The organism is Chitinophaga vietnamensis (assembly GCF_902167635.1).
GTDB lineage: Bacteria > Bacteroidota > Bacteroidia > Chitinophagales > Chitinophagaceae > Chitinophaga > Chitinophaga vietnamensis.
Genome location: NZ_CABHMS010000005.1, coordinates 227051 through 250201 on the forward strand (window position 1 = coordinate 227051; position 23151 = coordinate 250201).

The 23151-nt window shown below is 44.9% G+C and carries 35 protein-coding genes; all 35 read left to right on the forward strand.

Annotated elements, in window-relative coordinates:
• The gene (locus FPG75_RS15070) at positions 1 to 783 is read left to right on the forward strand and encodes a polysaccharide deacetylase family protein (RefSeq protein WP_143307692.1); all 783 of its coding nucleotides are present in this window, start codon (positions 1 to 3) and stop codon (positions 781 to 783) included.
• A gap of 16 nt (positions 784 to 799) precedes the next feature.
• The gene (locus FPG75_RS15075) at positions 800 to 1576 is read left to right on the forward strand and encodes a polysaccharide deacetylase family protein (protein WP_143307693.1); all 777 of its coding nucleotides are present in this window, start codon (positions 800 to 802) and stop codon (positions 1574 to 1576) included.
• A 345-nt stretch (positions 1577 to 1921) separates the two neighbouring features.
• Positions 1922 to 2521: a porin family protein gene (locus tag FPG75_RS15080; RefSeq protein WP_143307694.1), complete on the forward strand. Its 600-nt coding sequence runs from the start codon at positions 1922 to 1924 to the stop codon at positions 2519 to 2521.
• A gap of 1078 nt (positions 2522 to 3599) precedes the next feature.
• Entirely contained in the window at positions 3600 to 3905 is a 306-nt protein-coding gene (rpsJ, locus tag FPG75_RS15085; RefSeq protein ID WP_012789286.1) for a 30S ribosomal protein S10, read from the forward strand.
• Positions 3906 to 4099: 194 nt separating this feature from the next.
• The gene (gene rplC / locus FPG75_RS15090; protein ID WP_143307695.1) at positions 4100 to 4717 is read left to right on the forward strand and encodes a 50S ribosomal protein L3; all 618 of its coding nucleotides are present in this window, start codon (positions 4100 to 4102) and stop codon (positions 4715 to 4717) included.
• A 1-nt stretch (position 4718) separates the two neighbouring features.
• Complete coding sequence (gene rplD, locus FPG75_RS15095; protein WP_143307696.1) at positions 4719 to 5357, forward strand: 50S ribosomal protein L4; 639 nt, start codon at positions 4719 to 4721, stop codon at positions 5355 to 5357.
• Positions 5358 to 5422: 65 nt separating this feature from the next.
• On the forward strand, positions 5423 to 5722 hold the full coding sequence (gene rplW, locus FPG75_RS15100; protein WP_143307697.1) for a 50S ribosomal protein L23: 300 nt from the start codon (positions 5423 to 5425) through the stop codon (positions 5720 to 5722).
• 88 nt (positions 5723 to 5810) lie between these two features.
• The gene (rplB, locus tag FPG75_RS15105; RefSeq protein ID WP_143307698.1) at positions 5811 to 6644 is read left to right on the forward strand and encodes a 50S ribosomal protein L2; all 834 of its coding nucleotides are present in this window, start codon (positions 5811 to 5813) and stop codon (positions 6642 to 6644) included.
• Positions 6645 to 6714: 70 nt separating this feature from the next.
• Complete coding sequence (gene rpsS / locus FPG75_RS15110) at positions 6715 to 6981, forward strand: 30S ribosomal protein S19 (RefSeq protein WP_073083188.1); 267 nt, start codon at positions 6715 to 6717, stop codon at positions 6979 to 6981.
• A gap of 62 nt (positions 6982 to 7043) precedes the next feature.
• Complete coding sequence (gene rplV, locus FPG75_RS15115; protein ID WP_143307699.1) at positions 7044 to 7391, forward strand: 50S ribosomal protein L22; 348 nt, start codon at positions 7044 to 7046, stop codon at positions 7389 to 7391.
• 42 nt (positions 7392 to 7433) lie between these two features.
• Positions 7434 to 8222, forward strand: a complete 789-nt coding sequence (gene rpsC / locus FPG75_RS15120) for a 30S ribosomal protein S3 (protein ID WP_143307700.1) — start codon at positions 7434 to 7436, stop codon at positions 8220 to 8222.
• Positions 8223 to 8276: 54 nt separating this feature from the next.
• A complete protein-coding gene (gene rplP, locus FPG75_RS15125) occupies positions 8277 to 8696 on the forward strand; it encodes a 50S ribosomal protein L16 (protein WP_142685977.1) in 420 nt (139 codons plus the stop codon).
• 71 nt (positions 8697 to 8767) lie between these two features.
• The gene (gene rpmC / locus FPG75_RS15130; protein ID WP_143307701.1) at positions 8768 to 8968 is read left to right on the forward strand and encodes a 50S ribosomal protein L29; all 201 of its coding nucleotides are present in this window, start codon (positions 8768 to 8770) and stop codon (positions 8966 to 8968) included.
• Between the two features lie 80 nt (positions 8969 to 9048).
• Positions 9049 to 9309 (forward strand): 30S ribosomal protein S17, encoded by a 261-nt coding sequence (rpsQ, locus tag FPG75_RS15135; RefSeq protein ID WP_143307702.1) that lies wholly within the window; start codon positions 9049 to 9051, stop codon positions 9307 to 9309.
• Positions 9310 to 9381: 72 nt separating this feature from the next.
• The gene (gene rplN / locus FPG75_RS15140; RefSeq protein ID WP_073083202.1) at positions 9382 to 9750 is read left to right on the forward strand and encodes a 50S ribosomal protein L14; all 369 of its coding nucleotides are present in this window, start codon (positions 9382 to 9384) and stop codon (positions 9748 to 9750) included.
• A 168-nt stretch (positions 9751 to 9918) separates the two neighbouring features.
• On the forward strand, positions 9919 to 10257 hold the full coding sequence (rplX, locus tag FPG75_RS15145; RefSeq protein ID WP_143307703.1) for a 50S ribosomal protein L24: 339 nt from the start codon (positions 9919 to 9921) through the stop codon (positions 10255 to 10257).
• The gene (rplE, locus tag FPG75_RS15150) at positions 10257 to 10832 is read left to right on the forward strand and encodes a 50S ribosomal protein L5 (protein WP_143307704.1); all 576 of its coding nucleotides are present in this window, start codon (positions 10257 to 10259) and stop codon (positions 10830 to 10832) included. Before rplX ends, rplE begins: the two co-directional genes overlap by 1 nt.
• Positions 10833 to 10853: 21 nt before the next feature.
• Positions 10854 to 11123 carry a 30S ribosomal protein S14 gene (gene rpsN / locus FPG75_RS15155; protein ID WP_142685981.1) on the forward strand — a complete coding sequence of 90 codons (270 nt, stop codon included), beginning with the start codon at positions 10854 to 10856 and terminating at the stop codon, positions 11121 to 11123.
• A 136-nt stretch (positions 11124 to 11259) separates the two neighbouring features.
• Positions 11260 to 11658, forward strand: a complete 399-nt coding sequence (rpsH, locus tag FPG75_RS15160) for a 30S ribosomal protein S8 (RefSeq protein ID WP_143307705.1) — start codon at positions 11260 to 11262, stop codon at positions 11656 to 11658.
• A 122-nt stretch (positions 11659 to 11780) separates the two neighbouring features.
• Positions 11781 to 12335, forward strand: a complete 555-nt coding sequence (rplF, locus tag FPG75_RS15165; protein WP_143307706.1) for a 50S ribosomal protein L6 — start codon at positions 11781 to 11783, stop codon at positions 12333 to 12335.
• A gap of 92 nt (positions 12336 to 12427) precedes the next feature.
• Positions 12428 to 12781: a 50S ribosomal protein L18 gene (rplR, locus tag FPG75_RS15170; RefSeq protein ID WP_143307707.1), complete on the forward strand. Its 354-nt coding sequence runs from the start codon at positions 12428 to 12430 to the stop codon at positions 12779 to 12781.
• Between the two features lie 51 nt (positions 12782 to 12832).
• Positions 12833 to 13351 carry a 30S ribosomal protein S5 gene (gene rpsE, locus FPG75_RS15175; RefSeq protein WP_143307708.1) on the forward strand — a complete coding sequence of 173 codons (519 nt, stop codon included), beginning with the start codon at positions 12833 to 12835 and terminating at the stop codon, positions 13349 to 13351.
• A 95-nt stretch (positions 13352 to 13446) separates the two neighbouring features.
• Positions 13447 to 13632, forward strand: a complete 186-nt coding sequence (rpmD, locus tag FPG75_RS15180; RefSeq protein ID WP_143307709.1) for a 50S ribosomal protein L30 — start codon at positions 13447 to 13449, stop codon at positions 13630 to 13632.
• 122 nt (positions 13633 to 13754) lie between these two features.
• Positions 13755 to 14201 carry a 50S ribosomal protein L15 gene (gene rplO, locus FPG75_RS15185; protein WP_143307710.1) on the forward strand — a complete coding sequence of 149 codons (447 nt, stop codon included), beginning with the start codon at positions 13755 to 13757 and terminating at the stop codon, positions 14199 to 14201.
• Positions 14202 to 14279: 78 nt separating this feature from the next.
• Positions 14280 to 15620, forward strand: a complete 1341-nt coding sequence (gene secY / locus FPG75_RS15190) for a preprotein translocase subunit SecY (RefSeq protein WP_143307711.1) — start codon at positions 14280 to 14282, stop codon at positions 15618 to 15620.
• Between the two features lie 139 nt (positions 15621 to 15759).
• A complete protein-coding gene (gene map, locus FPG75_RS15195) occupies positions 15760 to 16560 on the forward strand; it encodes a type I methionyl aminopeptidase (protein ID WP_143307712.1) in 801 nt (266 codons plus the stop codon).
• 148 nt (positions 16561 to 16708) lie between these two features.
• Positions 16709 to 16927: a translation initiation factor IF-1 gene (gene infA / locus FPG75_RS15200; RefSeq protein WP_012789309.1), complete on the forward strand. Its 219-nt coding sequence runs from the start codon at positions 16709 to 16711 to the stop codon at positions 16925 to 16927.
• A 67-nt stretch (positions 16928 to 16994) separates the two neighbouring features.
• Complete coding sequence (gene rpmJ / locus FPG75_RS15205) at positions 16995 to 17111, forward strand: 50S ribosomal protein L36 (protein WP_073083232.1); 117 nt, start codon at positions 16995 to 16997, stop codon at positions 17109 to 17111.
• Between the two features lie 56 nt (positions 17112 to 17167).
• Positions 17168 to 17548, forward strand: a complete 381-nt coding sequence (gene rpsM / locus FPG75_RS15210; RefSeq protein WP_143307713.1) for a 30S ribosomal protein S13 — start codon at positions 17168 to 17170, stop codon at positions 17546 to 17548.
• Between the two features lie 111 nt (positions 17549 to 17659).
• The gene (gene rpsK, locus FPG75_RS15215; protein ID WP_143307714.1) at positions 17660 to 18061 is read left to right on the forward strand and encodes a 30S ribosomal protein S11; all 402 of its coding nucleotides are present in this window, start codon (positions 17660 to 17662) and stop codon (positions 18059 to 18061) included.
• 157 nt (positions 18062 to 18218) lie between these two features.
• The gene (gene rpsD, locus FPG75_RS15220) at positions 18219 to 18824 is read left to right on the forward strand and encodes a 30S ribosomal protein S4 (protein ID WP_143307715.1); all 606 of its coding nucleotides are present in this window, start codon (positions 18219 to 18221) and stop codon (positions 18822 to 18824) included.
• A 66-nt stretch (positions 18825 to 18890) separates the two neighbouring features.
• Positions 18891 to 19886 carry a DNA-directed RNA polymerase subunit alpha gene (locus FPG75_RS15225; RefSeq protein ID WP_143307716.1) on the forward strand — a complete coding sequence of 332 codons (996 nt, stop codon included), beginning with the start codon at positions 18891 to 18893 and terminating at the stop codon, positions 19884 to 19886.
• A 131-nt stretch (positions 19887 to 20017) separates the two neighbouring features.
• Complete coding sequence (gene rplQ, locus FPG75_RS15230) at positions 20018 to 20506, forward strand: 50S ribosomal protein L17 (protein WP_143307717.1); 489 nt, start codon at positions 20018 to 20020, stop codon at positions 20504 to 20506.
• A gap of 108 nt (positions 20507 to 20614) precedes the next feature.
• The gene (locus tag FPG75_RS15235; RefSeq protein ID WP_143307718.1) at positions 20615 to 21442 is read left to right on the forward strand and encodes a hypothetical protein; all 828 of its coding nucleotides are present in this window, start codon (positions 20615 to 20617) and stop codon (positions 21440 to 21442) included.
• A gap of 139 nt (positions 21443 to 21581) precedes the next feature.
• The gene (gene carA / locus FPG75_RS15240; protein WP_143307719.1) at positions 21582 to 22694 is read left to right on the forward strand and encodes a glutamine-hydrolyzing carbamoyl-phosphate synthase small subunit; all 1113 of its coding nucleotides are present in this window, start codon (positions 21582 to 21584) and stop codon (positions 22692 to 22694) included.
• Positions 22695 to 23151 lie beyond the last annotated feature (457 nt).

Here is a 23151-nt window from a genome sequence, read left to right on the forward strand (position 1 = left end):
ATGACCAAAGACCGATATGTATTACTGAGTTTTGATGTGGAGGAGTTTGATATGCCCCTGGAATACAACCAGCAGGTAAACATGGCCGATCAGATGCGAGTAGGCCATGAGGGCTTGATAGCTACCATGGATATTGTGAATGCAACAAATGCCCGGTCTACCTTTTTTACTACGGCCAATTTTGCCCGGACTTTTCCCGGGGATATCAAAGAGATCGCCACAAAACACGAGATCGCTTCTCATACCTTCTATCATTCCTCCTTTACACCGGAGCACCTGCTGGAAAGCAAGCAATTGCTGGAGAGCATTACGGAAAAACCGGTATATGGCCTGCGGATGCCCCGTATGCGTCATGTGGAAATGCTGGATGTGAAAAATGCCGGGTATGTATATGATTCATCGATCAACCCTACCTGGATCCCCGGCCGCTACAACTATCGGTCAAAACCGCGCACCGTTTACACAGAAGAGGGCGTACTACGTGTACCCGCTGCTGTTAGTCCTAATCTCCGTATACCTTTGTTTTGGCTTGCTTTCAAGAATTTTCCCTATGCTGTTTTCAAGTCTCTCGCATTACAGACCTTAAAACATGATGGCTATCTGTGTCTGTATTTTCATCCATGGGAGTTTGTGGAACTGACAGCGTATCAGATACCGGCATATACCAAAAGACACGCCGGTCCTGCCCTGCAAAACCGCCTCCGGCAGCTGTTGAGAGACCTGTCCGCCGAAGGCAGCTTCATTACCATGCAGGAATATCTTGAATTGAAGAACTTATGCTAACCCGGTTCGGTATTGTATGAAACACGATAAAAGGATATTGATCAGCGTAGAAGTTGAAGAATTCGATATCCCCGAAGAATTTGGCCAACAGGTTCCTTTGCAGGAAAAGTTGGAAATATCCCGTCGTGGGCTGCATGCTACCCTTGAGCTTTTTGAAAAGCATGGGGTGCGCGCTACCTTTTTCATTACTGCATATTGGGCCCAGCATTATCCTGAACTGATCCGCCAGGTGGCCTCCCGCCATGAGATCGCCTCCCATGCTTACTACCACAACACCTTTACACCGGCCGATCTTGAAGGCTCAAGGCTGGTATTACAGGAGATCAGCGGCCAGCAGATCCGTGGCTTCCGGATGCCACGCCTGCAACAGGTGAATTTCCCCGCCCTCCATAAGGCCGGCTACCTTTACGACGCTTCGATAAATCCCACCTGGATGCCCGGTCGTTATAACCATTTTCATCTTCCCCGTACAATTTCCCGGGAAGAAAATATATGGATCATTCCAGCTTCCGTATCCCCCGTGATCCGTTACCCGATCAACTGGCTCAGCGTGAAAAATGTGCCGCTGTGGTTGTCCAGGCATTTCTGCAAAACAGTGCTGCGTAAAGACAACTACCTTTCTTTTTACTTCCATCCCTGGGAGATGACGGATATCAGCAATTATGCATTGCCAGGCTATATCAAGCGTACATCTGGAATCAACATGGAAAGGAAAATGGATTGTTTCCTGCAATTCCTCCGCCAGCAGGGCGCCTTCTGTGCGCATATCGATATGCTGCCGATAAATGCATAAATTTTTTCAGTATGCTGTCAAACAACCTGCTGTGATAAGGTGTTATAATCTTTGATGGCAGCGGAATTCACGGGTTTACAGTAGAATTTTTAAATTTTATTGAGAGAAAAAGATACTTATTATATTCATTTTCAGTAGCTTTGCCCTTGTAAGCATATGTATAGTGTGAATGCCTTGTGAATGTTTGGATTGTTAACTATATCTCCCCATTATCCCTGCCTGCACATTTTTTTCGAGTTCATTATTTGAAGCGCTGGTTACCATGAATGCAGTTGATGCATACCTGCATTGCTGTGTCAACCGTTACTCATTCAGCATGTTATTGTTAAAACTAAAAATTAGATCATGAAAAAAATTCGTCTCTTAACCCTTGTATTATTGACCCTGATGTTCGGCTCTGTTGCCAATGCACAAATCCAGAAAGGAAATATAATGGTAGGGGCAAATCTAACCGATCTCGGTTTTATCTTCCAGAAAAACAGCACGACATTCAATTTTGACCTGACGCCTAAAGTAGGTTGGTTCATTAAGGATGGTCTTGCCATTGGCGGGTATGTTAATTTCGGGCTGAAAACCGTTAAGGATGCCGGTTCCGACGTGAATTACGGTGTAGGAGGTTTTGCCCGTTACTATATTGAAGACAAGAATGTGCGCAAGCTGGAATTTTCAAAGCGGGTGCGCTTTTTCCTGGAAGGTAATGCAGGCTTCGCCGGTAGCAACCCTGCTAATGGTGTTTCTACCAATGGTTTCAACATTGGTGTAGGCCCTGGTATCTCTTATTTCATTACGCCTAATGTGGGCCTGGAAGGCTTGCTGAAGTATGATCTGACTGTTGGCGGCGGTAGCTCTACTACTGCCAACCACCTGGGTTTGAACATCGGGTTCCAGATCTACCTGCCTACTTCCAAAGCTCGTCAGATCTATAAAGAAGAAACTGGTAAATAGGTTTAAGCATTTATTTCTTTTACAACAAGGCTCCTGGATATATCCGGGGGCCTTTGTTGTTAGGAGTCCGTTTGCTGTGGTTCAGCGCAATGAACAAGTGAAAGATAGTGAAGACGAATTGAATAAAATGAATGGGTGATATATTCTGAATACACTTTAATTTCAATGCCGGGTCTAGCGCTAGCCCTTGGGATTGCCGAAAACCAAGTAACAGAGTAGGTATTATTTTGACGTAAAAACCATCTTATGAATTTACTCAACCAACTGCTGCAAACTATTGTTGCATTGCTGAAATCTCTGCTGGGCGGCCTGTAATCAGTACGTTCCCGCCAGTGAGGGATTACAGTATTATTCCCTTACGAAATTCAAGAGCTCCGGATCCGTGCCGGAGCTCTTTTTTTGTGAGGAATCCGTACTTACTTGAAAAATATGAAATCGAATTGTTGGTTGAAATGCTTGCTGCCAGCGGAATGAATGGATGAGGCGTTATGTTGGACAAATGAATAAAATGAACGACTGCGGAATGAAAGTTTGGGTCTAAATTTATTCCGGTAACAAAATAACCACTGGGATTGCCGAAAACCAGAGAATAGAGTAGGCGTTTACCTATTAAAACCTTCAAACTATGGATCTGCTGAATCAACTGCTGGCACTGATCTTAGGATTAGTAAAATCATTATTAGGCGGTTTGGGTGGTGGCTTACCTCTGTAAGAGTTAAGCAAGCCCAGGCGATGCGCCTGATTATTCGAGAGGCTGTTCCCTGCAGAGAGGTACAGCCTCTCTTTTTTTGTGTATAAATAAATCCTCTTTGATTTTTGGAATTGTGAAATTTGTTTACCTATATTTGTCAAAATGGGCATATTAACTTAGTCTAAGGCCTAATATGCACAGAATGAATGTTTTCGAGCGCCTCATTGCACTATTCCCTACTGTAGATCCCTCCTTTCGCTGCTGCCAAACTGTGTCTGCTGCCAGTAATCTTTTATTTTTTCCTGAGAATTATTTGCCAAATAAAAAAAACGGGTTACCTTTGCCCTCCCAATTTGTAAAGGGAAAAAAAGTAGAAGTTCATTGCATATGTCTCAGAGAATAAGAATCAAGCTGAAGTCCTACGATCATAACCTGGTAGACAAATCTGCTGAGAAGATCGTAAAAACCGTGCGTAACACGGGTGCCGTGGTAACTGGTCCAATTCCGTTACCTACAGAGAAGAAAATTTTTACGGTGCTGCGTTCCCCGCACGTAAACAAGAAAGCGCGCGAGCAGTTCCAGTTGTGCACACACAAGCGTTTACTGGACATTTACACGTCCTCTTCCAGAACGGTAGATGCGCTCAGCAAGCTGGATTTGCCATCTGGGGTAGAAGTTGAAATTAAAGCATAGGACAACAGCAAGGCTGGGTGAAAGGCCCGCTTTTACTTGATTTATGGTTATACTGCTGATTATCAGCAGTATAACAATTTTAACAAATTTAACATAGGTCGTACCTTCTGGGCGGCCGCCCAATAAATGTATTTAACCGCCCATCCTGGGGATAGCTAGAAATCCCCCAGGCGCTGGGTAAAATCATATAAAAAATGAAAGGTATTATTGGTAAAAAGATTGGCATGACCAGTATCTTCGAAGCCAATGGTAAGCAAACTGCTTGTACCATTATCGAAGCTGGTCCCAACGTTGTAACTCAGGTAAAAAACCTGGAGACAGATGGTTACAACGCTATTCAGGTTTCTTTCGGTGAGAAGAAAGAAAAGCACACCACTAAAGCAGAACTCAGTCACTTCGCGAAAGCAAGCACCTCTCCCAAACGTTTTGTAAAAGAATTCCGTAACCCGGATGTACAGAAAGCCCTCGGCGAAACTATCACCTGCGAAATCTTCGCTGAAGGTGAAACCATCGACGTCGTAGGCACCTCCAAAGGTAAAGGTTTCCAGGGTGTTGTAAAACGCCACGGTTTCTCCGGTGTGGGTGAAGCTACCCACGGTCAGCACGACAGAAGCAGGGCTCCCGGTTCTGTTGGTGGATCCTCTTATCCTTCCCGCGTTTTCAAGGGTATGCGCATGGCAGGTCAAACAGGTAATGAAAGAGTGAAAGTGAAAGGCCTGAAAATTCTGAAAATATTCCCTGAAAAGAATTATATCCTGGTAAGTGGTTCCGTTCCCGGCCACAATGGTTCAATCGTTTTAATCCAGAAGTAACATGCAGATCGATATTTTAAATATAGAAGGTAAGAAAACAGGCAGATCCATCGACCTCCCCGAGGAGATCTTCGGTGTAGAGCCTAACAACCACGTGATCTACCTGGCTGTTAAGCAATACCTCGCCGCACAGCGTCAGGGTACTCACAAAGTGAAGACCAGAGCTGAAGTAAAAGGTGCTTCCCGCAAACTGCACAAACAAAAAGGTACTGGTGGCGCCCGTAAAGGTAACATCCGTAACCCGCTCTATAAAGGTGGTGGTACCATCTTCGGACCCAAACCTCACGGTTGGGGTTTCAAACTGAACAGAAAAGTAAAAGATCTCGCCAAGATCTCTGCCCTGTCAGTAAAAGCTAAAGAGAACAGCATCATCATCGTTGAAGATCTGGCGCTCCAGGCTCCTAAAACCAAACAGTTCGTTGGTCTCCTGAAGAACCTGAACATCAATGTTGACGGTAAGAAGACTATGTTCATCACACCGGAATACAATGATAACGTTTATCTGTCTTTAAGGAACATCCCTACTGTAGACGGTGCAATGCTGAGCGATATCAATACTTATGATATCATGAACAGCAACTACCTGGTGTTTACAGAAAGCGCTGCTAAAATCTTCACTGAAGAGCCTGCAGAAGCGTAAGGTGTTAAAAACCAATTAAATAACTCAGCTGAAGCTTCAAGCAAACAGCTATAAGTATAAAGAAGATGAAACTTTCAGACGTTTTAATCAAACCGGTAGTATCAGAAAAGGTGAATAAAGCCACCGATAAATTCAACCGCTACTACTTCATCGTTGACAAAAAAGCCAACAAACTGGAGATCAAAAAAGCTGTGGAAGAATTTTATGGTGTGACCGTGGCAGATGTGAATACTGCAGTAATGCCTGGTAAAGCAAAATTCCGCTTTACTAAAGCCGGTTTCATTGCGGGTAAAAAACCGTCTTACAAAAAGGCTGTGATTACCCTCGCCGAAGGCGAAGCTATAGATCTGTATGCTAACATGTAGTGCCGTTCCGGCCCCAACAGCCGGGATGTGGATGTATATACAGATCACGATTTATAATTCATAACAACATTTAACTTTTTAGGAAGTAATGGCACTGAAGAAATTTAAACCAATGACGGCTGGTACCCGCTGGAAAATCGGTAACGCTTATGCGGAACTGACTACGGATACCCCGGAAAAAAGCCTGCTGGAGCCAGCAAAGAGAAGCGGTGGTAGGAATGCTCAAGGTAGGATGTCTATGCGCTACATCGGTGGCGGTCACAAGAAACAATACCGTGTGATCGACTTCAAGCGCGACAAACAGAATATCCCTGCTACAGTTAAAACGATCGAATACGATCCAAACCGTAGCGCGTTCATCGCACTGGTTAGCTATGCTGACGGTGAGAAACGTTACATCATTGCTCCGCAGGGCCTGCAAGTAGGCGGTACCGTTATCAGCGGCGCTGAAGTAGCTCCTGAAGTAGGTAATGCCCTGCTGCTGAAAAATATGCCGCTGGGTACTGTTGTGCACAACATCGAGCTGCAACCTGGTAAAGGTGGCGCCATCGCAAGAAGCGCCGGCGCTTATGCACAGCTGAGCAACAAAGAAGAAAAATATGCCGTACTGAAAATGCCTTCTGGCGAGCTCCGTAAAGTGCTCAACACCTGCATGGCTACTGTTGGTACTGTTTCCAACTCCGACCATGCCCTGCAATCCATCGGTAAAGCAGGTGCTAACCGTTGGAGAGGTATCCGCCCCCGCAACCGTGGTGTGGCTATGAACCCTGTAGATCACCCGATGGGTGGTGGTGAAGGTAAATCTTCCGGCGGTCACCCAAGATCAAGAACAGGTAAATATGCGAAAGGTCTGAAAACCAGAAAGCCGCATAAGAGCTCTGACAAACTGATCATCAGCAGGAAAAACGGTAAAAAATTATAATCTTTCATGATCCGGGTTCCGGTAAAACACGACCGGAACCTGGAATTGAAAAAATAATAAACACAAAGACATGGCTCGTTCCATAAGAAAAGGTCCTTACGTAGACCAGAAATTAGAGAATAAAGTAGAAAAAATGAATGAAGGCACTAAACGTACTGTTATCAAGACGTGGAGCCGCCGTTCTACTATCACTCCTGATTTCGTAGGCCACACATTCGCAGTTCACAATGGCAACAAATTTATTCCTGTTTATGTAACGGAATTTATGGTAGGCCACAAACTGGGCGAATTCGCACCTACCCGTAACTTCAGAGGACACGCTAACAAGAAAATGTAAATTATAGTCTGCGGTTTGAATAACAAGCTGCAGACACTCAATAAATCAAGAAATTAATAACAATGGAAGCAGTAGCTAAGCTGAACAATAATCCTACATCTACCCGCAAAATGCGTTTGCTGGCAGACTTGATCCGCGGTCTGGATGTGGAAAAGGCTTTGAATATTTTGAAATTCCATCCAAAGCACCCGAGCGTACCATTAGAAAAACTGCTGGTATCTGCCATCGCGAACTGGAAAGTGAAGAATGAAGGTGCGAGGGTTGAAGATGCTAACCTGATTGTAAAAACCATCTTCGTAGACGGTGGCCGCACGCTGAAAAGAATGCGCCCTGCTCCACAAGGTAGAGGTTACCGTATCCGCAAGAGAAGTAACCACGTTACAATCGTAGTGGACAGCAAGAACGCGTAAGAGAAATTAAAACTATTAAACTAATAGACAAATAACCAGAACATGGGTCAGAAAACAAATCCTATTGGTAACAGGTTAGGTATCATCAGAGGATGGGACTCTAATTGGTATGGCAGCAAGAAAGATTTTGCTACCAAACTGATCGAAGATAACAAGATCAGAACTTATCTGAATGCCCGTATCAACAAAGGTGGCATCTCCAGAGTTGTGATCGAAAGAACTTTAGGTAAGTTGATTATCACTGTTCATACTTCCAAACCTGGTATCATCATAGGTAAAGGTGGCAACGAAGTTGACCGCATCAAAGAAGAACTGAAGAAGCTGACAGGTAAGGAAGATGTTCAGATCAACATTCTGGAGATCCGCCGCCCTGAAATGGATGCTAACATCGTTGCTGAAACAATCGCAAAACAGATTGAAAGCCGTATCAACTACAAACGTGCTATCAAAATGGCGATTGCTACTGCACTGAGAATGGGTGCTGAAGGTATCAAAATCAAAGTAAGCGGCCGTCTGGGTGGTGCTGAAATCGCCCGCGCTGAAGAAATGAAACAAGGTCGCGTACCCTTGCATACTTACCGTATGGACATCGACTACGCTTCCCTGTTTGCATTGACCGTTTACGGTAAGATCGGTATCAAAGTATGGATCTGTAAAGGTGAAGTACTGGGCAAACGCGATCTGAACCCGAACGTGCTGACTGGTAAAGAAGGTGATAACCGTGGCGGTGGCCGTGAGCATCATCACAACGAACGCGGTGGCGAGAGAAGAGAACGTGGCGGCGAAAGAAGAGGTGGTGGTGATCATCGTGGCGGTGGCCGCAGATCATAGTATCAGCGCGAAAGCAGACATTAACAATTACTATTAACATTAACAACATAGACGATGTTACAGCCAAAAAGAACGAAACACAGGAAGATGCACAAAGGCCGCATCAAAGGGAACGCTAAAAGAGGCGCTACCCTCTCCTTTGGTACTTTCGGTCTTAAAGCATTAGAACCTAAGTGGATCACCGACAGGCAGATCGAAGCTGCCCGTGTGGCCCTGACAAGGCATATGAAACGTGAAGGTAACGTTTGGATCCGCATATTCCCTGATAAACCAATCACCGCCAAGCCTTTGGAAGTGAGGATGGGTAAAGGTAAAGGTGCTCCTGACCATTGGGCAGCAGTAGTGAAACCAGGCAGAATTTTATTTGAAGCAGATGGCGTTCCCTTACAGGTAGCCAAAGAAGCGATGGAACTGGCGGCACAGAAACTGCCGATCAAAGTGAAATTCGTAACCAGCCGCGACTACGTTGCGTAATCACAGGAACACAATAACTAATAAATCCGGTGAGCCGCCAAAAACGGTAAACTGAATCAAATCCAAATACAATGGCAAAAGAAAAGCTGGACCTGAAAAGCCTGAGCGAACAAGACCTTAAAGAGAAAATCTCTGCTGAGGAACTGCGCTTGAAGAAGATGACCTTCAGTCATGCAATCACGCCGATCGAAAATCCGATGAGCATCCGCTCCGTAAGACGCGATATCGCTCGTATGCATACTGAACTGCGTAAAAGACAACTGGGCTTCTAAATCCTCTCTGGCCCCGGCCAGAAGGACAGCATTAGTATTAACATTTAAGACCTCCTCCGGAGAGTTAAATACTTTCAAAAATGACGACCGAAAGAAAATTAAGAAAAACCAGGATTGGTGTGGTTTCCAGCAACAAAATGGATAAAACCATCACTGTTAAAGTGGAGCGTAAGGTAAAGCACCCGATCTATGGTAAATTCGTTAAAAAAACTACCAAGTTCATGGCACACGACGATAAGAACGAGTGCAGCATCGGCGATACCGTTAAAATCGCGGAAACCCGTCCGATGAGCAAGAACAAATGCTGGAGACTGGTAGAAATAATCGAAAAAGTAAAATAATTCATTATTTGTTTCAAGCTGTATCCGGCAATCCTGGTTACAGCCGCTGACTAAACAACAAATCTCATTACGATGATACAACAAGAATCAAGGCTGAACGTAGCTGATAACAGCGGTGCAAAAGAAGTACTTTGCATCCGTGTGTTAGGTAACTCTGGCCAGGACTACGCTAAAGTGGGCGATAAAATTGTGGTAACTGTAAAGGATGCAATTCCTGGCGGTGGTGCTAAAAAAGGTATGGTTACTAAAGCCGTAATCGTAAGAACCAAGAATAAATTACGTCGTAAAGACGGTTCTTATATCCGTTTCGATGATAACGCGGTTGTACTGCTGAACAACTCAGACGAACCTCGCGGAACCCGTATTTTCGGTCCGGTAGCACGTGAGCTTCGCGATAAGGGTTATATGAAAATTATCTCCCTCGCACCTGAGGTGTTATAAGATATTGTCGATTTAGGGATTTTGGAATTTTTATGATTTAAATCAAAAAATCCCAAAATTCCTAAATTCTTAAATATTTCTTATCTTTGCAGCCCGTTTGCAAAACGAGAAAAACATTAATCAAGCGAAACAGACGTTTCGCTTGGCGTTTATAAATAAATCAAAGTAATGAAAACTAGATTTAAGCCTAAGTTCAACATTAAGAAGGGCGACCTGGTTGCGGTAATTGCCGGCGACGATAAGGATAGGACCAAGCCTCGCAAAGTGCTGGAAGTAAATCCTGAAGAAGCCCGCATTCTTGTAGAGGGCGTTAACATTATTACCAAGCATACGAAGCCTACTGCTCAGAACACCAAAGGTGGTATTGTGAAGCAAGAAGCTCCTATTGCCATTTCTAACGTAATGCTGTGGGATGCTAAAGCTGGTAAACCTACCAGGGTTAACAGACAGAGAGAGAATGGTAAAACAATCCGTATCGCTAAAAAATCAGGGGAGGTAATTAAATAATGGCTAACACTACATATACTCCGAGACTGCAGAAGAAATACAGAGAAGAAGTTGCAGGTACACTGATGAAGAAATTCAACTACAAAAGTGTAATGCAGGTTCCACGCCTGGTTAAAATCTGCCTGAACCAAGGTATCAATGGTGCCGTTGGCGATAAAAAACTGGTGGATATCGCTGTAGACGAAATGACCCGTATTTCTGGTCAGAAAGCAATCGCTACCCTGTCTAAAAAGGATATCTCCAACTTCAAACTCAGGAAAAACATGCCTATCGGTGCTCGTGTAACACTGCGCGGCGTGAACATGTACGATTTCCTGGATCGTTTGATCGCTGTGTCTCTGCCTCGCGTACGCGACTTCAAAGGTGTGAACGAAAAAGCTTTCGACGGCCGTGGTAACTATACCCTGGGTATCACTGAACAAATCATCTTCCCCGAAATCGATATCGATAAAGTGACTAAAATGTCCGGTATGGATATCACTTTCGTGACAACTGCAAACACCAACGAAGAAGCTTACGAGCTGCTGAAAGAAATGGGTATGCCGTTCAGGAACATGAAAAAAGATAATCAGTAAAATCGAAACGATAAATAAATTATGGCAAAAGAATCCGTAAAAGCCAGACAAAGGAAAAGGGAAGCAATGGTAGCCAAATTTGCAGAAAAACGCGCCGCGCTGAAAGCAGCAGGCGATTACGCTGCACTGGACCAACTGCCCAAAAACGCTTCTCCTGTTCGTCTGAAAAACAGGTGCCAGCTGACCGGTCGTCCTAAAGGCTACATGCGTCACTTCGGCCTCTGCAGGAACATGTTCCGCGACCTGGCACTGGCAGGTAAAATCCCTGGCGTAAGAAAAGCCAGCTGGTAAACAGTATTTTCGGATTTTTTGATTTTCGGATTTTAAATCCGTAAATCCTCAAATTCGAAAATCTTTGAATTTTTTTGATTCCCATCTAATACTGATTGGATATCGCATTGTAAACATCATCAAACTATTTAAGACAATGGTTACTGATCCAATAGCAGACTTCCTGACAAGAATCCGGAACGCGCAAATGGCCACCCACAGGATCGTGGAAATCCCGGCTTCCAAGCTGAAAAAACGTATTACAGAAATTCTGTACGATAAAGGTTATATCCTGAAGTACAAATTCGAAGAGGATAACAAACAAGGTGTGATCAAGATCGCGCTGAAATACGATCCTCAAACCAAAGAACCCGCTATCAAGGAATTGCAACGCATCAGCCGCCCAGGTTTGCGTCAGTACGCAAAACCTGCTGAGTTCAAACGCGTGAAGAATGGCCTGGGTGTGGCAATTGTGTCCACTTCCAAAGGTGTTATGACCGACAAAGAAGCGAAAGCTCAGAACGTAGGTGGCGAAATAGTTTGCTACATCTATTAATATACCCGACCGGCTTTGCTATGCAATCGCCAGTCCCGCAGTTATCTGACAATTAAGCTCTCTATACGGCGCTGAACACGGATAACCGGTAATCAAATCATCAACAACTTTAAACTAAAGTTATGTCTCGTATAGGTAAAAGTCCTATCAAATTGGCTAGCGGCGTTACAGTTACTGTATCTCCTGCCAATGAAGTAACAGTAAAAGGACCTAAAGGTGAACTGAAACAGCTCATCGACAGGGATATCAAAGTAGAAGTGAAGGATGGCGTATTGAACGTAATCCGCCCTACTGACCAGATCCGCCACAAAGCGCTGCACGGTCTGTACCGCGCACTGATCGCCAACATGGTACTGGGTGTTACAGAAGGATTCAAAAAACAACTGGAACTTGTGGGTGTGGGTTATAAAGCTGCACACAGCGGTCAGTTACTGGACCTCGCACTGGGTTACTCTCACAACATCGTGTTTGAAGTGCCTAAAGAACTGAAGGTTAGCACCTTAACTGAAAAAGGTCAGAACCCTAAGATCATGCTGGAAGGTGTTGACAACCAGCTGCTCGGTCAGGTTGCCGCTAAAATCCGCAGCCTGCGTAAACCTGAGCCTTACAAAGGTAAAGGTGTACGCTACAGCGATGAAGTTGTACGCAAGAAAGCTGGTAAATCAGCAGGTAAATAAAATTTTTAAGTTAGCTAATCAGCTTGCAATGGCTGGTTAGCTAATTTTAACAATATCCCGGCAGCATCGGGATAAATAAAATTAAACTCAAAATGAGCACAAAAGTTAACAGGAGACAGAAGATCCGCTACCGCATCCGTAAGAAGATCTCCGGTACTGCAAAAGCACCAAGGTTATCTGTATTTCGCAGCAACAGCGACATCTATGTGCAACTGATCGATGATACCAATGGTACAACCCTGGCTGCAGCTTCTTCCCGCGATAAGGATATCAAAGCGCAGAAAGGTACCAAAACTGAAAAATCCAAACTGGTAGGCGCAGCCCTGGCTACTAAAGCAGTTGCTTTGGGTATCACCACCTGCGTATTCGACAGAAGTGGTTATTTATATCACGGCCGCATTAAAAGCGTAGCTGACGGTGCAAGAGAAGGCGGGCTCCAGTTTTAATAACCGGATCCGAATTTTATCATTCTGAACAAGTAATTCTTATAAAATAAAATGGCAAAGAATTCATTCAATAAAGTAAAGGCCGGTGACCTGGAGCTGAAAGAGAAAGTTGTGGCGATCAACCGTGTTACTAAAACCACCAAAGGCGGTCGTACATTCAGTTTCTCCGCACTGGTAGTAGTAGGTAATGAAAACGGCGTGGTGGGTCATGGTCTTGGTAAAGCGAAAGAAGTACAGCAGGCTATTACCAAAGGTATAGACGATGCTAAGAAGAACCTGATCAAGGTTCCTGTTATGCACGGTACTATCCCTCACGATCAGTTTGCAAAAGAAGGCGCTGCCAAAGTATTGATCAAACCTGCCGCTCATGGTACTGGTGTGATCGCTGGTGGTTCTATGCGCGCCGTACTGGAAAGCGCTGGCGTTACTGACGTACTGGCTAAATCTCTGGGTTCTGCCAATCCGCATAACGTGGTAAAAGCTACATTCAAAGCGCTCGGCCTGTTGCGTGAGCCAGTAAGCGTAGCTAAAACCAGAACTGTTTCACTGAAGAAAGTATTCAACGGTTGATACTGATCTCCGGAAGGAGATTGGTTTTCCCGTGTGTAATATCAGAACTATTTCATTAACAATTAAATTACTCCGCCGCCGGCGGATAGGGGTTTATGGCAAAGATTAAAATCACTCAGGTGAAAAGTGGTATCGACCGTCCTGAAAGGCAGAAACTGACCTTGAAGGCACTGGGCCTGACTAAAATGCACGCTACTGTTGAAGTAGAAGCTACTCCTCAGATCCTGGGTATGGTTACTAAAGTTAATCATCTGGTAAAAGTTGAGCAGGTAAACGGCTAAGCCTAACACTGCTGTGGGATTGTCTGTTGATAATCTTACTTTTACATTTGTAACTTTACAATAGACACTTTACATTTAACATGCGAGCGGTTAATTTCCGCGTAAGTAAAAAAAATTAAACTATGAATCTGCATTCATTACAGCCTGCTAAAGGCTCCGTACATAAAGAGAAGCGCCTGGGTCGTGGTGAGGCTTCCGGTAAAGGTGGTACTTCCACAAAAGGTAACAAAGGTATTCAATCACGTGCCGGTTACTCCAGCAAAAGAGGCTTCGAAGGTGGCCAGATGCCTATCCAGCGCCGTATGCCTAAACGTGGTTTCAAAAACAATAACCGCGAAGAGTATCAGATCTTTAACCTGGGTCAAATCGATCATCTGGTTGAAAAATATGGTCTCCAGGAATTCAATCTCGAGAACCTGTTCATGAATGGTCTGATCAACAGGACCGCCAAAGTTAAGATTCTGGCTCATGGCGAACTGAAAACGAAGGTTACTGTGAAAGTGAACGCGATCAGTGAGAAAGCTAAGCAGGCCATCGAAACAGCAGGTGGATCAGTAGAACTGGTATAAGACTTTACGACTGAGGAGACGCCTACGGAGTAGTGCGTCTTTTCATATTTAATAGCGCTATTAAACCTTTATCTTCCTGTGAAGAAATTTATCGAAACGATTAAGAATATCTGGAGTATCGAGGACCTGCGTAACCGCATCTTGACCACCCTGCTCCTGGTCCTGATCTACCGTATCGGATCCTATATTGCATTGCCCGGTATTGATGCCAACGCCCTCACAGAGTTTTCAAAAAGTTCCAATCAGGGGATCCTGGGGCTGTTTAACATGTTTGCAGGTGGATCGTTTTCAAGAGCCTCCATTTTTGCGCTCGGTATCATGCCGTACATCTCCGCGTCTATCGCTATCCAGCTGTTAACGATAGCAGTGCCTTATTTCCAGAAACTGCAGAAGGAAGGTGAAAGCGGCCGCAAAAAGATCAACCAGTACACCCGTATCCTCACCGTGGTGGTAACAGGCTTCCAGGCAAGTGCTTACGTTGCTTATCTGCGTAATCAGTCAGGTGGCGCTATTATCCCGGAATATGGCACTTTCTTCTTCTGGCTCTCCACTACCGTTGTGCTTACAGCAGGTACCCTGTTTGTAATGTGGCTCGGTGAAAAGATTACAGATAAAGGCATCGGTAACGGTACTTCCATCATCATCATGATGGGTATCCTTGCCCGTCTGCCACAGGCGCTGATCGCGGAATTTTCCACCAAAATCGCTGGTGGCGGTGGCCCGATCCTCTTCCTGATAGAAATTGCAGTTTTCATCCTGATCACAGTGGGGCTCATCCTGCTTGTTCAGGGTACCCGCAAAATCCCCGTTAACTACGCCAAACGTATTGTGGGCAATAAACAGTATGGTGGTGTACGCCAGTTCATTCCCCTGAAGGTGAATGCTGCCGGTGTAATGCCCATCATCTTTGCCCAGGCGATCATGTTCATCCCGGCTACGGTGATTGGCTTTGCCACTTCTTCTGAAAGTGCATCCGGCTTTGTCCGCATCTTCAGTGATCACACCAATGGCTGGTATAACCTGATTTATGCCGTACTGGTAATCGTATTTACTTACTTCTATACTGCGCTGATCTTCAACCCCACCCAGATGGCGGATGAGATGAAACGCAACAACGGTTTCATTCCTGGTGTTAAACCTGGTAAAGCCACTGCCGATTATATCGGTGCGGTGATGGACCGTATCACCCTGCCTGGCGCATTTTTCCTGGCGCTGGTAGGTATTCTTCCAGGTGTAGCTGCCGCTTTCCGTGTTAACAGCAACTTTGCCACCTTCTTCGGTGGTACTTCCCTGTTGATCATGGTAGGCGTTATCCTGGATACGCTGCAACAGATCGAAAGCCAGCTCCTGATGCGCCACTATGATGGGCTCATGAGCACCGGCCGTATCAAAGGCAGAACTGCCCCGGCTAATGCATAAGTAATTGCGCGCCCCTGGCGTACAAGAACAATATAATAGCCACATAAGCATGAAACGTAATTTTATGCTTTAGTGGCTATGTTATTTGAAAGTGGCCTCCGCGCAGGGTTGTGCGGGGTGCAAGAAGAAAAGGATTGTTATGATTCATTATAAGACCAAGGAAGAGATAGAATTAATGCGTAAAAGCGCGCTGCTCCTGAGTGCAGCCCTGGCGGAGGTGGCAAAGAACCTGAAGCCCGGCATGAGCACCCTCGATGTAGATGCAGTGGCGGATAAATATATCGTTGATCATGGCGCCGTTCCTTCCTTCAAGAATTATAAAGGATTTCCGAATGCTTGCTGTATCTCTGTAAATGAAGAGGTGGTGCACGGTATTCCCAATAAATATGTGCTGAAAGACGGAGACATCGTTACGGTGGACGTGGGCGTGTACCTGAATGGTTACCATGCCGACAGCGCCTATACCTTCGCCATTGGCAATGTACCGGAAAATGTGCTTCGCCTGATGGGCGCTACCAAAGCGGCTTTGTACAAAGGCATCGAAAAAGCGGTAGTAGGCAACAGGATAGGGGATATCTCCTATGCTATCCAGGAGTATACAGAGAAGGAGAGAGGCTATGGCGTGGTAAGGGAACTGGTAGGCCACGGCCTGGGCCGGAACCTGCACGAAGATCCCCAGGTGCCTAACTACGGTAAACGTGGCAGTGGCCCGGTGATGAAGGAAGGCCTGGTGATCGCCATTGAACCGATGATCAACCTCCGTAGCAAGGATGTGGAATATATGGAAGATGGCTGGACCGTGGTGACCCGCGACAGCAGTCCTTCCGTGCATTTTGAGCATACAGTGGCGGTAGGCAAAGGAAAGGCGGATGTTTTGTCGACTTTTGCGGACATTGAAAAGGAAGAGAAGAATAACCCGGAATTGAATACAAACTATTAATACTAAGTATTCTATCTATTTGATATTATACTTATCTGAAAGTGAGGCTGGGCAGATTTGTTTAAAAGACTGGTTGTAAGAATAATAATCAAGGGAAATTTTTCTATTTCAAAAGATAAATGCTATCTTTGCAGTCCTAAAAATTTTTATGGCAAAACAGGCACTCATTAAGCAGGATGGAATTATATTAGAAGCCTTATCGAACGCTATGTTCCGTGTAAAATTGGAAAACGGGCATGAGATTCTGGCCACCATTTCTGGAAAAATGAGAATGCACTATATACGCATTCTGCCCGGAGACAAGGTTGGAGTGGAGATGAGCCCATACGATTTATCAAGAGGCCGTATAATTTTCAGATACAAGTAATTATCAGACTGGAATGTGAGGTTGGAAAGAATTAACAAAAAATATAACCTTTTATAAAATAATCATCATGAAGGTAAGAGCTGCAATCAAAAAAAGAAGTGCGGATTGTAAAATAGTTCGTAGGAAAGGCGTTTTGTTGGTGATCAACAAAAAGAATCCTCGCTTCAAACAACGTCAGGGTTAATATTCCCTTTCGGAATTTGATTTTTTAATCAGAATCATAAAATCTAAAATAGAAATATGGCACGTATAGCCGGTATAGATCTTCCTAAAAATAAAAGAGGAGAAATTGGCCTCACCTATATCTTTGGTATAGGCCGTTCTACCGCCCAATATATCCTGAACAAGGCGGAAATTGATTTCAACAAGAAAGTGAAGGATTGGAATGACGATGAGCAAGCTGCCATCCGTAACATCATCAACGGCGAGTTTAAGGTAGAGGGTCAATTGCGTTCTGAAGTACAAATGAATATCAAGCGTTTGCTGGATATCGCTTGCTACCGCGGTCTGCGCCACAGGAAAGGCTTGCCGGTAAGAGGCCAGCGTACACGTACCAACAGCCGTACCCGTAAAGGTAAGCGTAAAACAGTGGCTGGTAAGAAAAAAGCAACTAAGAAATAGTAAATAAAATCCCAGGTTGAAATCCCAAGGTCCGAATCAGCGGGGTTTCTATGACGGCAAGGTCGTGTAAAATTTGGGATCTGGAATTTCATATTTGGAATTTAAATCATTATGGCAAAAGCAACTAATACAAAAACTGCTGCTAATAAAAAGAGGGTAGTAAAAGTAGACAACTACGGAGATGTTCATATCTCTGCTAGCTTTAACAATATCATTGTAAGCATCACCAACAAGCATGGTCAGGTTATCTCCTGGTCTTCTGCAGGTAAAATGGGCTTCAGAGGTTCTAAAAAGAACACTCCTTACGCAGCTCAGCTGGCTGCACAAGATGCTGCTAAAGTTGCTATGGATGCCGGTCTGAAAAGAGCAGACGTTTTTGTAAAGGGGCCGGGTGCCGGCCGTGAAAGCGCTATTCGCGCTATCGCTACCTCTGGTATCGAAGTGAGCATGATCAAAGACGTGACGCCTTTACCACACAATGGTTGCCGTCCTCCCAAGAAAAGAAGAGTGTAGGAATATAAAACAACAAATTCCAGATACCGGATTTCGCTCGAAGTCTGGTATCTGGACTTTGTAGTTTATAATTTATATTGGGTGCATGATCGGGTTTTTGAGATTTTTTGAAGAGCTTGCACCATTAACTAAAAAATCTTAAGTATATTCAATTTTTATGGCAAGGTACACAGGACCAAAGACCAAAATTTCCAGAATTTTTGGTGAGCCCATTCTCGGTAATGGCAAGTATTTAGGTAAAAACAGTAACCCTCCGGGTCAGCACGGCGCTAACCGCAAGCGTAAACAGCTGGGCGAATACGCACTGCAGCTGAGAGAAAAACAGAAAGCAAAATACACTTACGGTGTACTGGAGCGTCAGTTCCGCAACCTGTTCGACGAAGCTAACCGCAGGAAAGGTGTTACCGGTGAAGTATTGATCAAATTACTGGAAGCCCGTCTGGACAACACCGTGTTCCGTCTGGGTATCGCTCCTTCCCGCCCCGCTGCTCGCCAGCTCGTATCTCACAAACACATTACTGTTAACGGTATCGTAGTGAATACGCCTTCTTTCCAACTGAAACCAGGCGATATCATCAGCCTGAAGAACAGAACCGCGAACAATACTGCGCTTACCAGCGTTATCCGCGGTAAAAATCCCAAGTTCAGCTGGTTAGACTGGAACGAGAAGGAATTCAAAGGTACATTCATTGCTTATCCTGAGAGAGAGAGCGTTCCTGAGAACATCAAGGAACAACTGATCGTGGAATTGTACTCTAAGTAATAAATTAGTCCATGGCCTTCGGTCATGGACTAAATTCATATTTAAACTCATAAATCTATCATATCAATGGCAATTTTAAATTTCCAGAAACCTGATAAGATCGTATTGCAGAAGTCTACCGACTTTGAAGCTCAATTCGAATTCCGTCCATTAGAACCAGGTTATGCTGTGACCATCGGTAATGCGTTACGCCGCGTACTGTTGTCTTCTTTGGAGGGCTATGCCATTGTGGGTATCAAGATTGAGGGTGCTGATCACGAATTCGCCACACTGAAAGGTGTTACTGAAGACGTTACTGAGATCATCCTGAACCTGAAACAGGTTCGTTTCAAGAGGATCTCCGAGAGTGATGTGACGAATGAAAAGATCACACTGTCAATCAAGGGTAAAACAGAATTCCGTGCGGATATGATCGAAAAAGCCACCAGCGCTTTCCAGATCATGAACCCTGAGCTGTTGATCTGTACCCTCGATCCTTCTGCCAAGATGGACATCGAACTGACTATCGGTAAAGGTCGTGGTTATGTTCCTGCAGAGGAAAACAAACCCAAAGATGCAGTATTTGGCTACATCGCTATTGACTCCATCTTCACACCGATCAAGAACGTTAAGTACAGCATCGAAAATACCCGTGTGGAACAAAAAACTGACTATGAGAAACTCATCATGGAGGTGATCACAGACGGTACTATCCACCCGGAAGAAGCAGTGAAACAGGCTTCCCGTATCCTCATCCAGCACCTGATGATCATCACCGATGAAAACATCAGCTTTGATACCAAAGACGCTGAGAAAGAAGATGTGGTAGACGAACAAACACTGCAACTGCGTAAGATACTGAAAACACCGCTGGAAGATCTCGATCTGTCAGTACGTGCATTCAACTGTCTGAAAGCAGCAAAAATCAACTCCCTGAGCGAACTGGTACAGTACGAGCAGGAAGAGCTGATGAAGTTTAGAAACTTCGGTCAGAAATCACTGAGCGAAATCGAGCAAGTACTCGGCGAAAGAGGCCTGCACTTCGGTATGGACCTGTCCAAACTGAAACTCGAAGAAGAATAAAATCATTTTGGAATTTCTTGATTTTTGAATTTGAGAATTGAAATTCGAAAATCAGGCAATCCAAAAATCACTCAATTTTCATAAGTACCTTGCAATTCCTGACACGGTGCAAGGGGTAAAACAAAAATGTCATGCGTCACGGAGTTAAATTAAACAAATTAAGCAGAACTGCTTCCCACCGTAAAGCCCTGATGTCCAATCTGGCTTGCGAACTGATCAGCCACAAACGTATCACCACTACCCTCGCTAAAGCAAAAGCGCTGCGTGTGTATGTTGAGCCGCTGCTGACAAGAGGTAAAAAGGATTCTACCCACAACCGCAGAATCGTATTCAGCTACCTGCAGGATAAAGAAGCTATCAAAGAATTGTTTGGCACTATCAGCGAAAAAATCGCTAACCGTCCAGGTGGTTACACCCGCATCATCAAGCTGGGTAAACGTGTAGGTGATAACGCAGAAGTAGCACTGATCGAACTGGTTGATTTCAACGAAATCTACGGTGCCGGCACTACTGCTGAAAAAGCTCCTGCCAAGAAAACCCGCCGTGCTGGTGGCGCTAAAAAGAAAGCTGAAGGTGAAGCTGCTGCTGAACCTAAAGCTGAAGAAAAATCAGCTGAGTAATTTTACATTACGATACAAAAAAGGGTTACGGCGCCACCGTAACCCTTTTTTATGCCTTGATAAATGCGGAAATTTCGTAATATTACAGGAGATATACCTATCTGTCCTATGAAATACCTGTTATGTAACCACTGCCAGCACGCTAATGCAATAAAATCCGAATACCTGACCTTTTGCGAGCAATGTGGAAAGAAGATGGCCAATAATTTTTCCGATTGGCATCAGAGCCGGCCTATGGCGGATTTTGACGAATACCGGCAAGCGGTGGCCGTGGAGATAAAAGAACGGAAACCTAAGCCGGTGGCCGCCTGGACGCGGCGGCAGTTTCAGCCGGGGAACCGCGGCAAAGTCGTATTGTTCTTCTCCGTGCTGATGATCATGATTGCTACTGCCGGTACCCTTTTTGGCAAGCGGGCTGTATTTACACTGTTGTATCCGAAGGTGCCAAAGTCAAGCCTGTACAGCAACTGGCAAACGGCTACCATTGGCCGTCAGGCGCTGGAGATCAGTACGCCGGTGAAGTTGTGGGTGCATGACCGGCCGCTGGACCGGGAAGAGGCTAAAACGGTGGAATATGTGAAGAGTTACAGTAATGAAGATGGAGGCGGCATACAGATCACCGTGAACCTGCGCAGTTATCAATCAAATGTGTCCAACGACCTGGAAGATGCAGTAGCATCCTGCCATCGGGAAATGCAATTGCAGCGCCAGATATCGGAGATACAATGTAAATCAGTGCCCGTGCTGATCTCCGGCGCCCCTGGCGTGCTGGAAGAAGGCAGTTATCTGTACAAAGGCGCTATCCGCCTCACTTTTGCGAACCTGGTAGCGGTGCGGGGCGCCAGCCGCTGGCAGATACATATCAATTACCGGGAAGATGATCCGGTAGGGCAGGAAGTGGCGAGGAGAGTGATGAAATCTGTGAAGATCAAATAGCCCTGTTCTGCTGAGGCAAAAAAAATCTGCATTTAACTGTTGCATTTCATAACTTTGCACGGTTTTTTATCCGAACCTTCAGGGCCAACACGCCCTTGAAGGTTTTTTTTAAAATATAAAACAAGAACAGATACCAGAAATGCCTCAGACAAGAACCATCCAACCTGCCATACTGCTGTTAGACGACGGCACGGTTTTTCAGGGAAAAGCTTTTGGAAAAATTGGCACTGCTGCCGGTGAATTAGCTTTCAATACTGGTATGACGGGTTACCAGGAAGTGTTTACCGACCCTTCTTACAAAGGGCAGGTGCTGATCATGAACAACTGCTATATTGGTAACTATGGGACCAAAAAAGATGACGTAGAAAGTAGCAGTGTGAAGATCAGCGGTCTGATCGCCAAAAACATCGCCTATAACTACTCTAGGAAAATGGCCGATGAGTCATTGGAGAAATTCCTGACCGACAACAACCTGGTGGCGATCTATGATGTGGATACCCGTGCGCTGGTATCTCATATCCGCAGCAAAGGTGCGATGAACTGCATCATCTCCTCCGAGATACTGGATGTGGAAAAACTGAAGGCAGAGCTGGCAAAAGTGCCGTCCATGGAAGGTTTGGCGCTGTGCCAGGAAGTGACTACCAAAGAGCCTTATCATATTGGCAACCCGAATGCGGAAATCCGTATAGCCGTGCTGGACAACGGTGTGAAAAGAAACATGCTGAAATGCCTGTCTGAAAAAGGCGCCTATTTGAAAGTGTTCCCTACAGATACCAAATTTGAGGAGTGTGAAACATTCAAGCCGCACGCTTATTTTGTGTCCAATGGTCCTGGCGATCCGGCGCCGCTGAAATATGCGGTGGAAACCGTAAAACAGATCCTTGCTGCTGAAAGGCCTATGTTTGGCATCTGTCTTGGTCATCAGCTGCTGGCGCTGGCTAATGATATTCCCACTTACAAAATGCATCACGGTCACCGCGGCTTGAACCACCCGGTAAAGAACCTGCAAACCGGTAAATGTGAGATCACTACGCAGAACCACGGTTTCGCGGTGGATCCTAAGGCGGTGGAAGCCAATCCTAATGTGGAGGTAACGCATATCAACCTGAATGATAACACCGTAGAAGGCATCCGCATCAAGAACAAGCCGGCGTTTTCTGTGCAGTACCACCCTGAGTCTACTCCGGGTCCGCATGATTCCCGCTACCTGTTCGATGATTTCTTTGCGATGATCAAAGCGCATCAGCACTAATATCCTGCATTACATACGAGTTTAAATAGAGACGGTCCCGAGGAATCGGGACCGTTGCATTTTAAAATTCCACGTTATGAAAACAAACGAAAATCCTACGCATAAATGCTGTAGTTATTCCGCCGTTTTATTACATAACAATATTATAAAAAAAAGGTGTGTTAAAGTGAATTGGGGAGGGGAATTTTTTCTTCAGAAGCCCTGAATCAGTACTTTCCGGACTTTTTTAAGGGTAAACCCGTAATATGGGCAAAAAAATACGGCTCTGTGATCAGAGCCGTTTGCCTTTATAAATTCCACGTTATGAAAAACTGATACAAAAATACGATATTTTGCTAAAACGTTTTAGTCAATCTTAGTTTTTTACAGATGACTGATAAATCATCGCTGTAATTGTAATTCAAAGGTCGGACCAAAACCGTGTTTCAAGAAATTCTGCAGGTTAAATTTTTCTTAA

Bases quoted from the DNA above. Each gene is read 5' to 3' on its own strand.
- rpsM (WP_143307713.1), top strand. From the start codon at position 17,168: ATGGCACGTATAGCCGGTATAGATCTTCCTAAAAATAAAAGAGGAGAA.
- carA (WP_143307719.1), top strand. From the start codon at position 21,582: ATGCCTCAGACAAGAACCATCCAACCTGCCATACTGCTGTTAGACGAC.
- rpsD (WP_143307715.1), top strand. From the start codon at position 18,219: ATGGCAAGGTACACAGGACCAAAGACCAAAATTTCCAGAATTTTTGGT.
- FPG75_RS15080 (WP_143307694.1), top strand. From the start codon at position 1,922: ATGAAAAAAATTCGTCTCTTAACCCTTGTATTATTGACCCTGATGTTC.
- rpmC (WP_143307701.1), top strand. From the start codon at position 8,768: ATGGCAAAAGAAAAGCTGGACCTGAAAAGCCTGAGCGAACAAGACCTT.
- rplB (WP_143307698.1), top strand. From the start codon at position 5,811: ATGGCACTGAAGAAATTTAAACCAATGACGGCTGGTACCCGCTGGAAA.
- FPG75_RS15225 (WP_143307716.1), top strand. From the start codon at position 18,891: ATGGCAATTTTAAATTTCCAGAAACCTGATAAGATCGTATTGCAGAAG.
- rplQ (WP_143307717.1), top strand. From the start codon at position 20,018: ATGCGTCACGGAGTTAAATTAAACAAATTAAGCAGAACTGCTTCCCAC.
- rpsN (WP_142685981.1), top strand. From the start codon at position 10,854: ATGGCAAAAGAATCCGTAAAAGCCAGACAAAGGAAAAGGGAAGCAATG.
- rpmD (WP_143307709.1), top strand. From the start codon at position 13,447: ATGGCAAAGATTAAAATCACTCAGGTGAAAAGTGGTATCGACCGTCCT.
- rplW (WP_143307697.1), top strand. From the start codon at position 5,423: ATGAAACTTTCAGACGTTTTAATCAAACCGGTAGTATCAGAAAAGGTG.
- rpsQ (WP_143307702.1), top strand. From the start codon at position 9,049: ATGACGACCGAAAGAAAATTAAGAAAAACCAGGATTGGTGTGGTTTCC.
- FPG75_RS15235 (WP_143307718.1), top strand. From the start codon at position 20,615: ATGAAATACCTGTTATGTAACCACTGCCAGCACGCTAATGCAATAAAA.
- rplV (WP_143307699.1), top strand. From the start codon at position 7,044: ATGGAAGCAGTAGCTAAGCTGAACAATAATCCTACATCTACCCGCAAA.
- map (WP_143307712.1), top strand. From the start codon at position 15,760: ATGATTCATTATAAGACCAAGGAAGAGATAGAATTAATGCGTAAAAGC.
- rpsE (WP_143307708.1), top strand. From the start codon at position 12,833: ATGGCAAAGAATTCATTCAATAAAGTAAAGGCCGGTGACCTGGAGCTG.
- rpsJ (WP_012789286.1), top strand. From the start codon at position 3,600: ATGTCTCAGAGAATAAGAATCAAGCTGAAGTCCTACGATCATAACCTG.
- rplN (WP_073083202.1), top strand. From the start codon at position 9,382: ATGATACAACAAGAATCAAGGCTGAACGTAGCTGATAACAGCGGTGCA.
- rplD (WP_143307696.1), top strand. From the start codon at position 4,719: ATGCAGATCGATATTTTAAATATAGAAGGTAAGAAAACAGGCAGATCC.
- rplE (WP_143307704.1), top strand. From the start codon at position 10,257: ATGGCTAACACTACATATACTCCGAGACTGCAGAAGAAATACAGAGAA.
- rplO (WP_143307710.1), top strand. From the start codon at position 13,755: ATGAATCTGCATTCATTACAGCCTGCTAAAGGCTCCGTACATAAAGAG.
- rplX (WP_143307703.1), top strand. From the start codon at position 9,919: ATGAAAACTAGATTTAAGCCTAAGTTCAACATTAAGAAGGGCGACCTG.
- rplC (WP_143307695.1), top strand. From the start codon at position 4,100: ATGAAAGGTATTATTGGTAAAAAGATTGGCATGACCAGTATCTTCGAA.
- rplF (WP_143307706.1), top strand. From the start codon at position 11,781: ATGTCTCGTATAGGTAAAAGTCCTATCAAATTGGCTAGCGGCGTTACA.
- rplP (WP_142685977.1), top strand. From the start codon at position 8,277: ATGTTACAGCCAAAAAGAACGAAACACAGGAAGATGCACAAAGGCCGC.
- FPG75_RS15070 (WP_143307692.1), top strand. From the start codon at position 1: ATGACCAAAGACCGATATGTATTACTGAGTTTTGATGTGGAGGAGTTT.
- rpmJ (WP_073083232.1), top strand. From the start codon at position 16,995: ATGAAGGTAAGAGCTGCAATCAAAAAAAGAAGTGCGGATTGTAAAATA.
- FPG75_RS15075 (WP_143307693.1), top strand. From the start codon at position 800: ATGAAACACGATAAAAGGATATTGATCAGCGTAGAAGTTGAAGAATTC.
- rpsS (WP_073083188.1), top strand. From the start codon at position 6,715: ATGGCTCGTTCCATAAGAAAAGGTCCTTACGTAGACCAGAAATTAGAG.
- rpsH (WP_143307705.1), top strand. From the start codon at position 11,260: ATGGTTACTGATCCAATAGCAGACTTCCTGACAAGAATCCGGAACGCG.
- rpsC (WP_143307700.1), top strand. From the start codon at position 7,434: ATGGGTCAGAAAACAAATCCTATTGGTAACAGGTTAGGTATCATCAGA.
- rpsK (WP_143307714.1), top strand. From the start codon at position 17,660: ATGGCAAAAGCAACTAATACAAAAACTGCTGCTAATAAAAAGAGGGTA.
- infA (WP_012789309.1), top strand. From the start codon at position 16,709: ATGGCAAAACAGGCACTCATTAAGCAGGATGGAATTATATTAGAAGCC.
- rplR (WP_143307707.1), top strand. From the start codon at position 12,428: ATGAGCACAAAAGTTAACAGGAGACAGAAGATCCGCTACCGCATCCGT.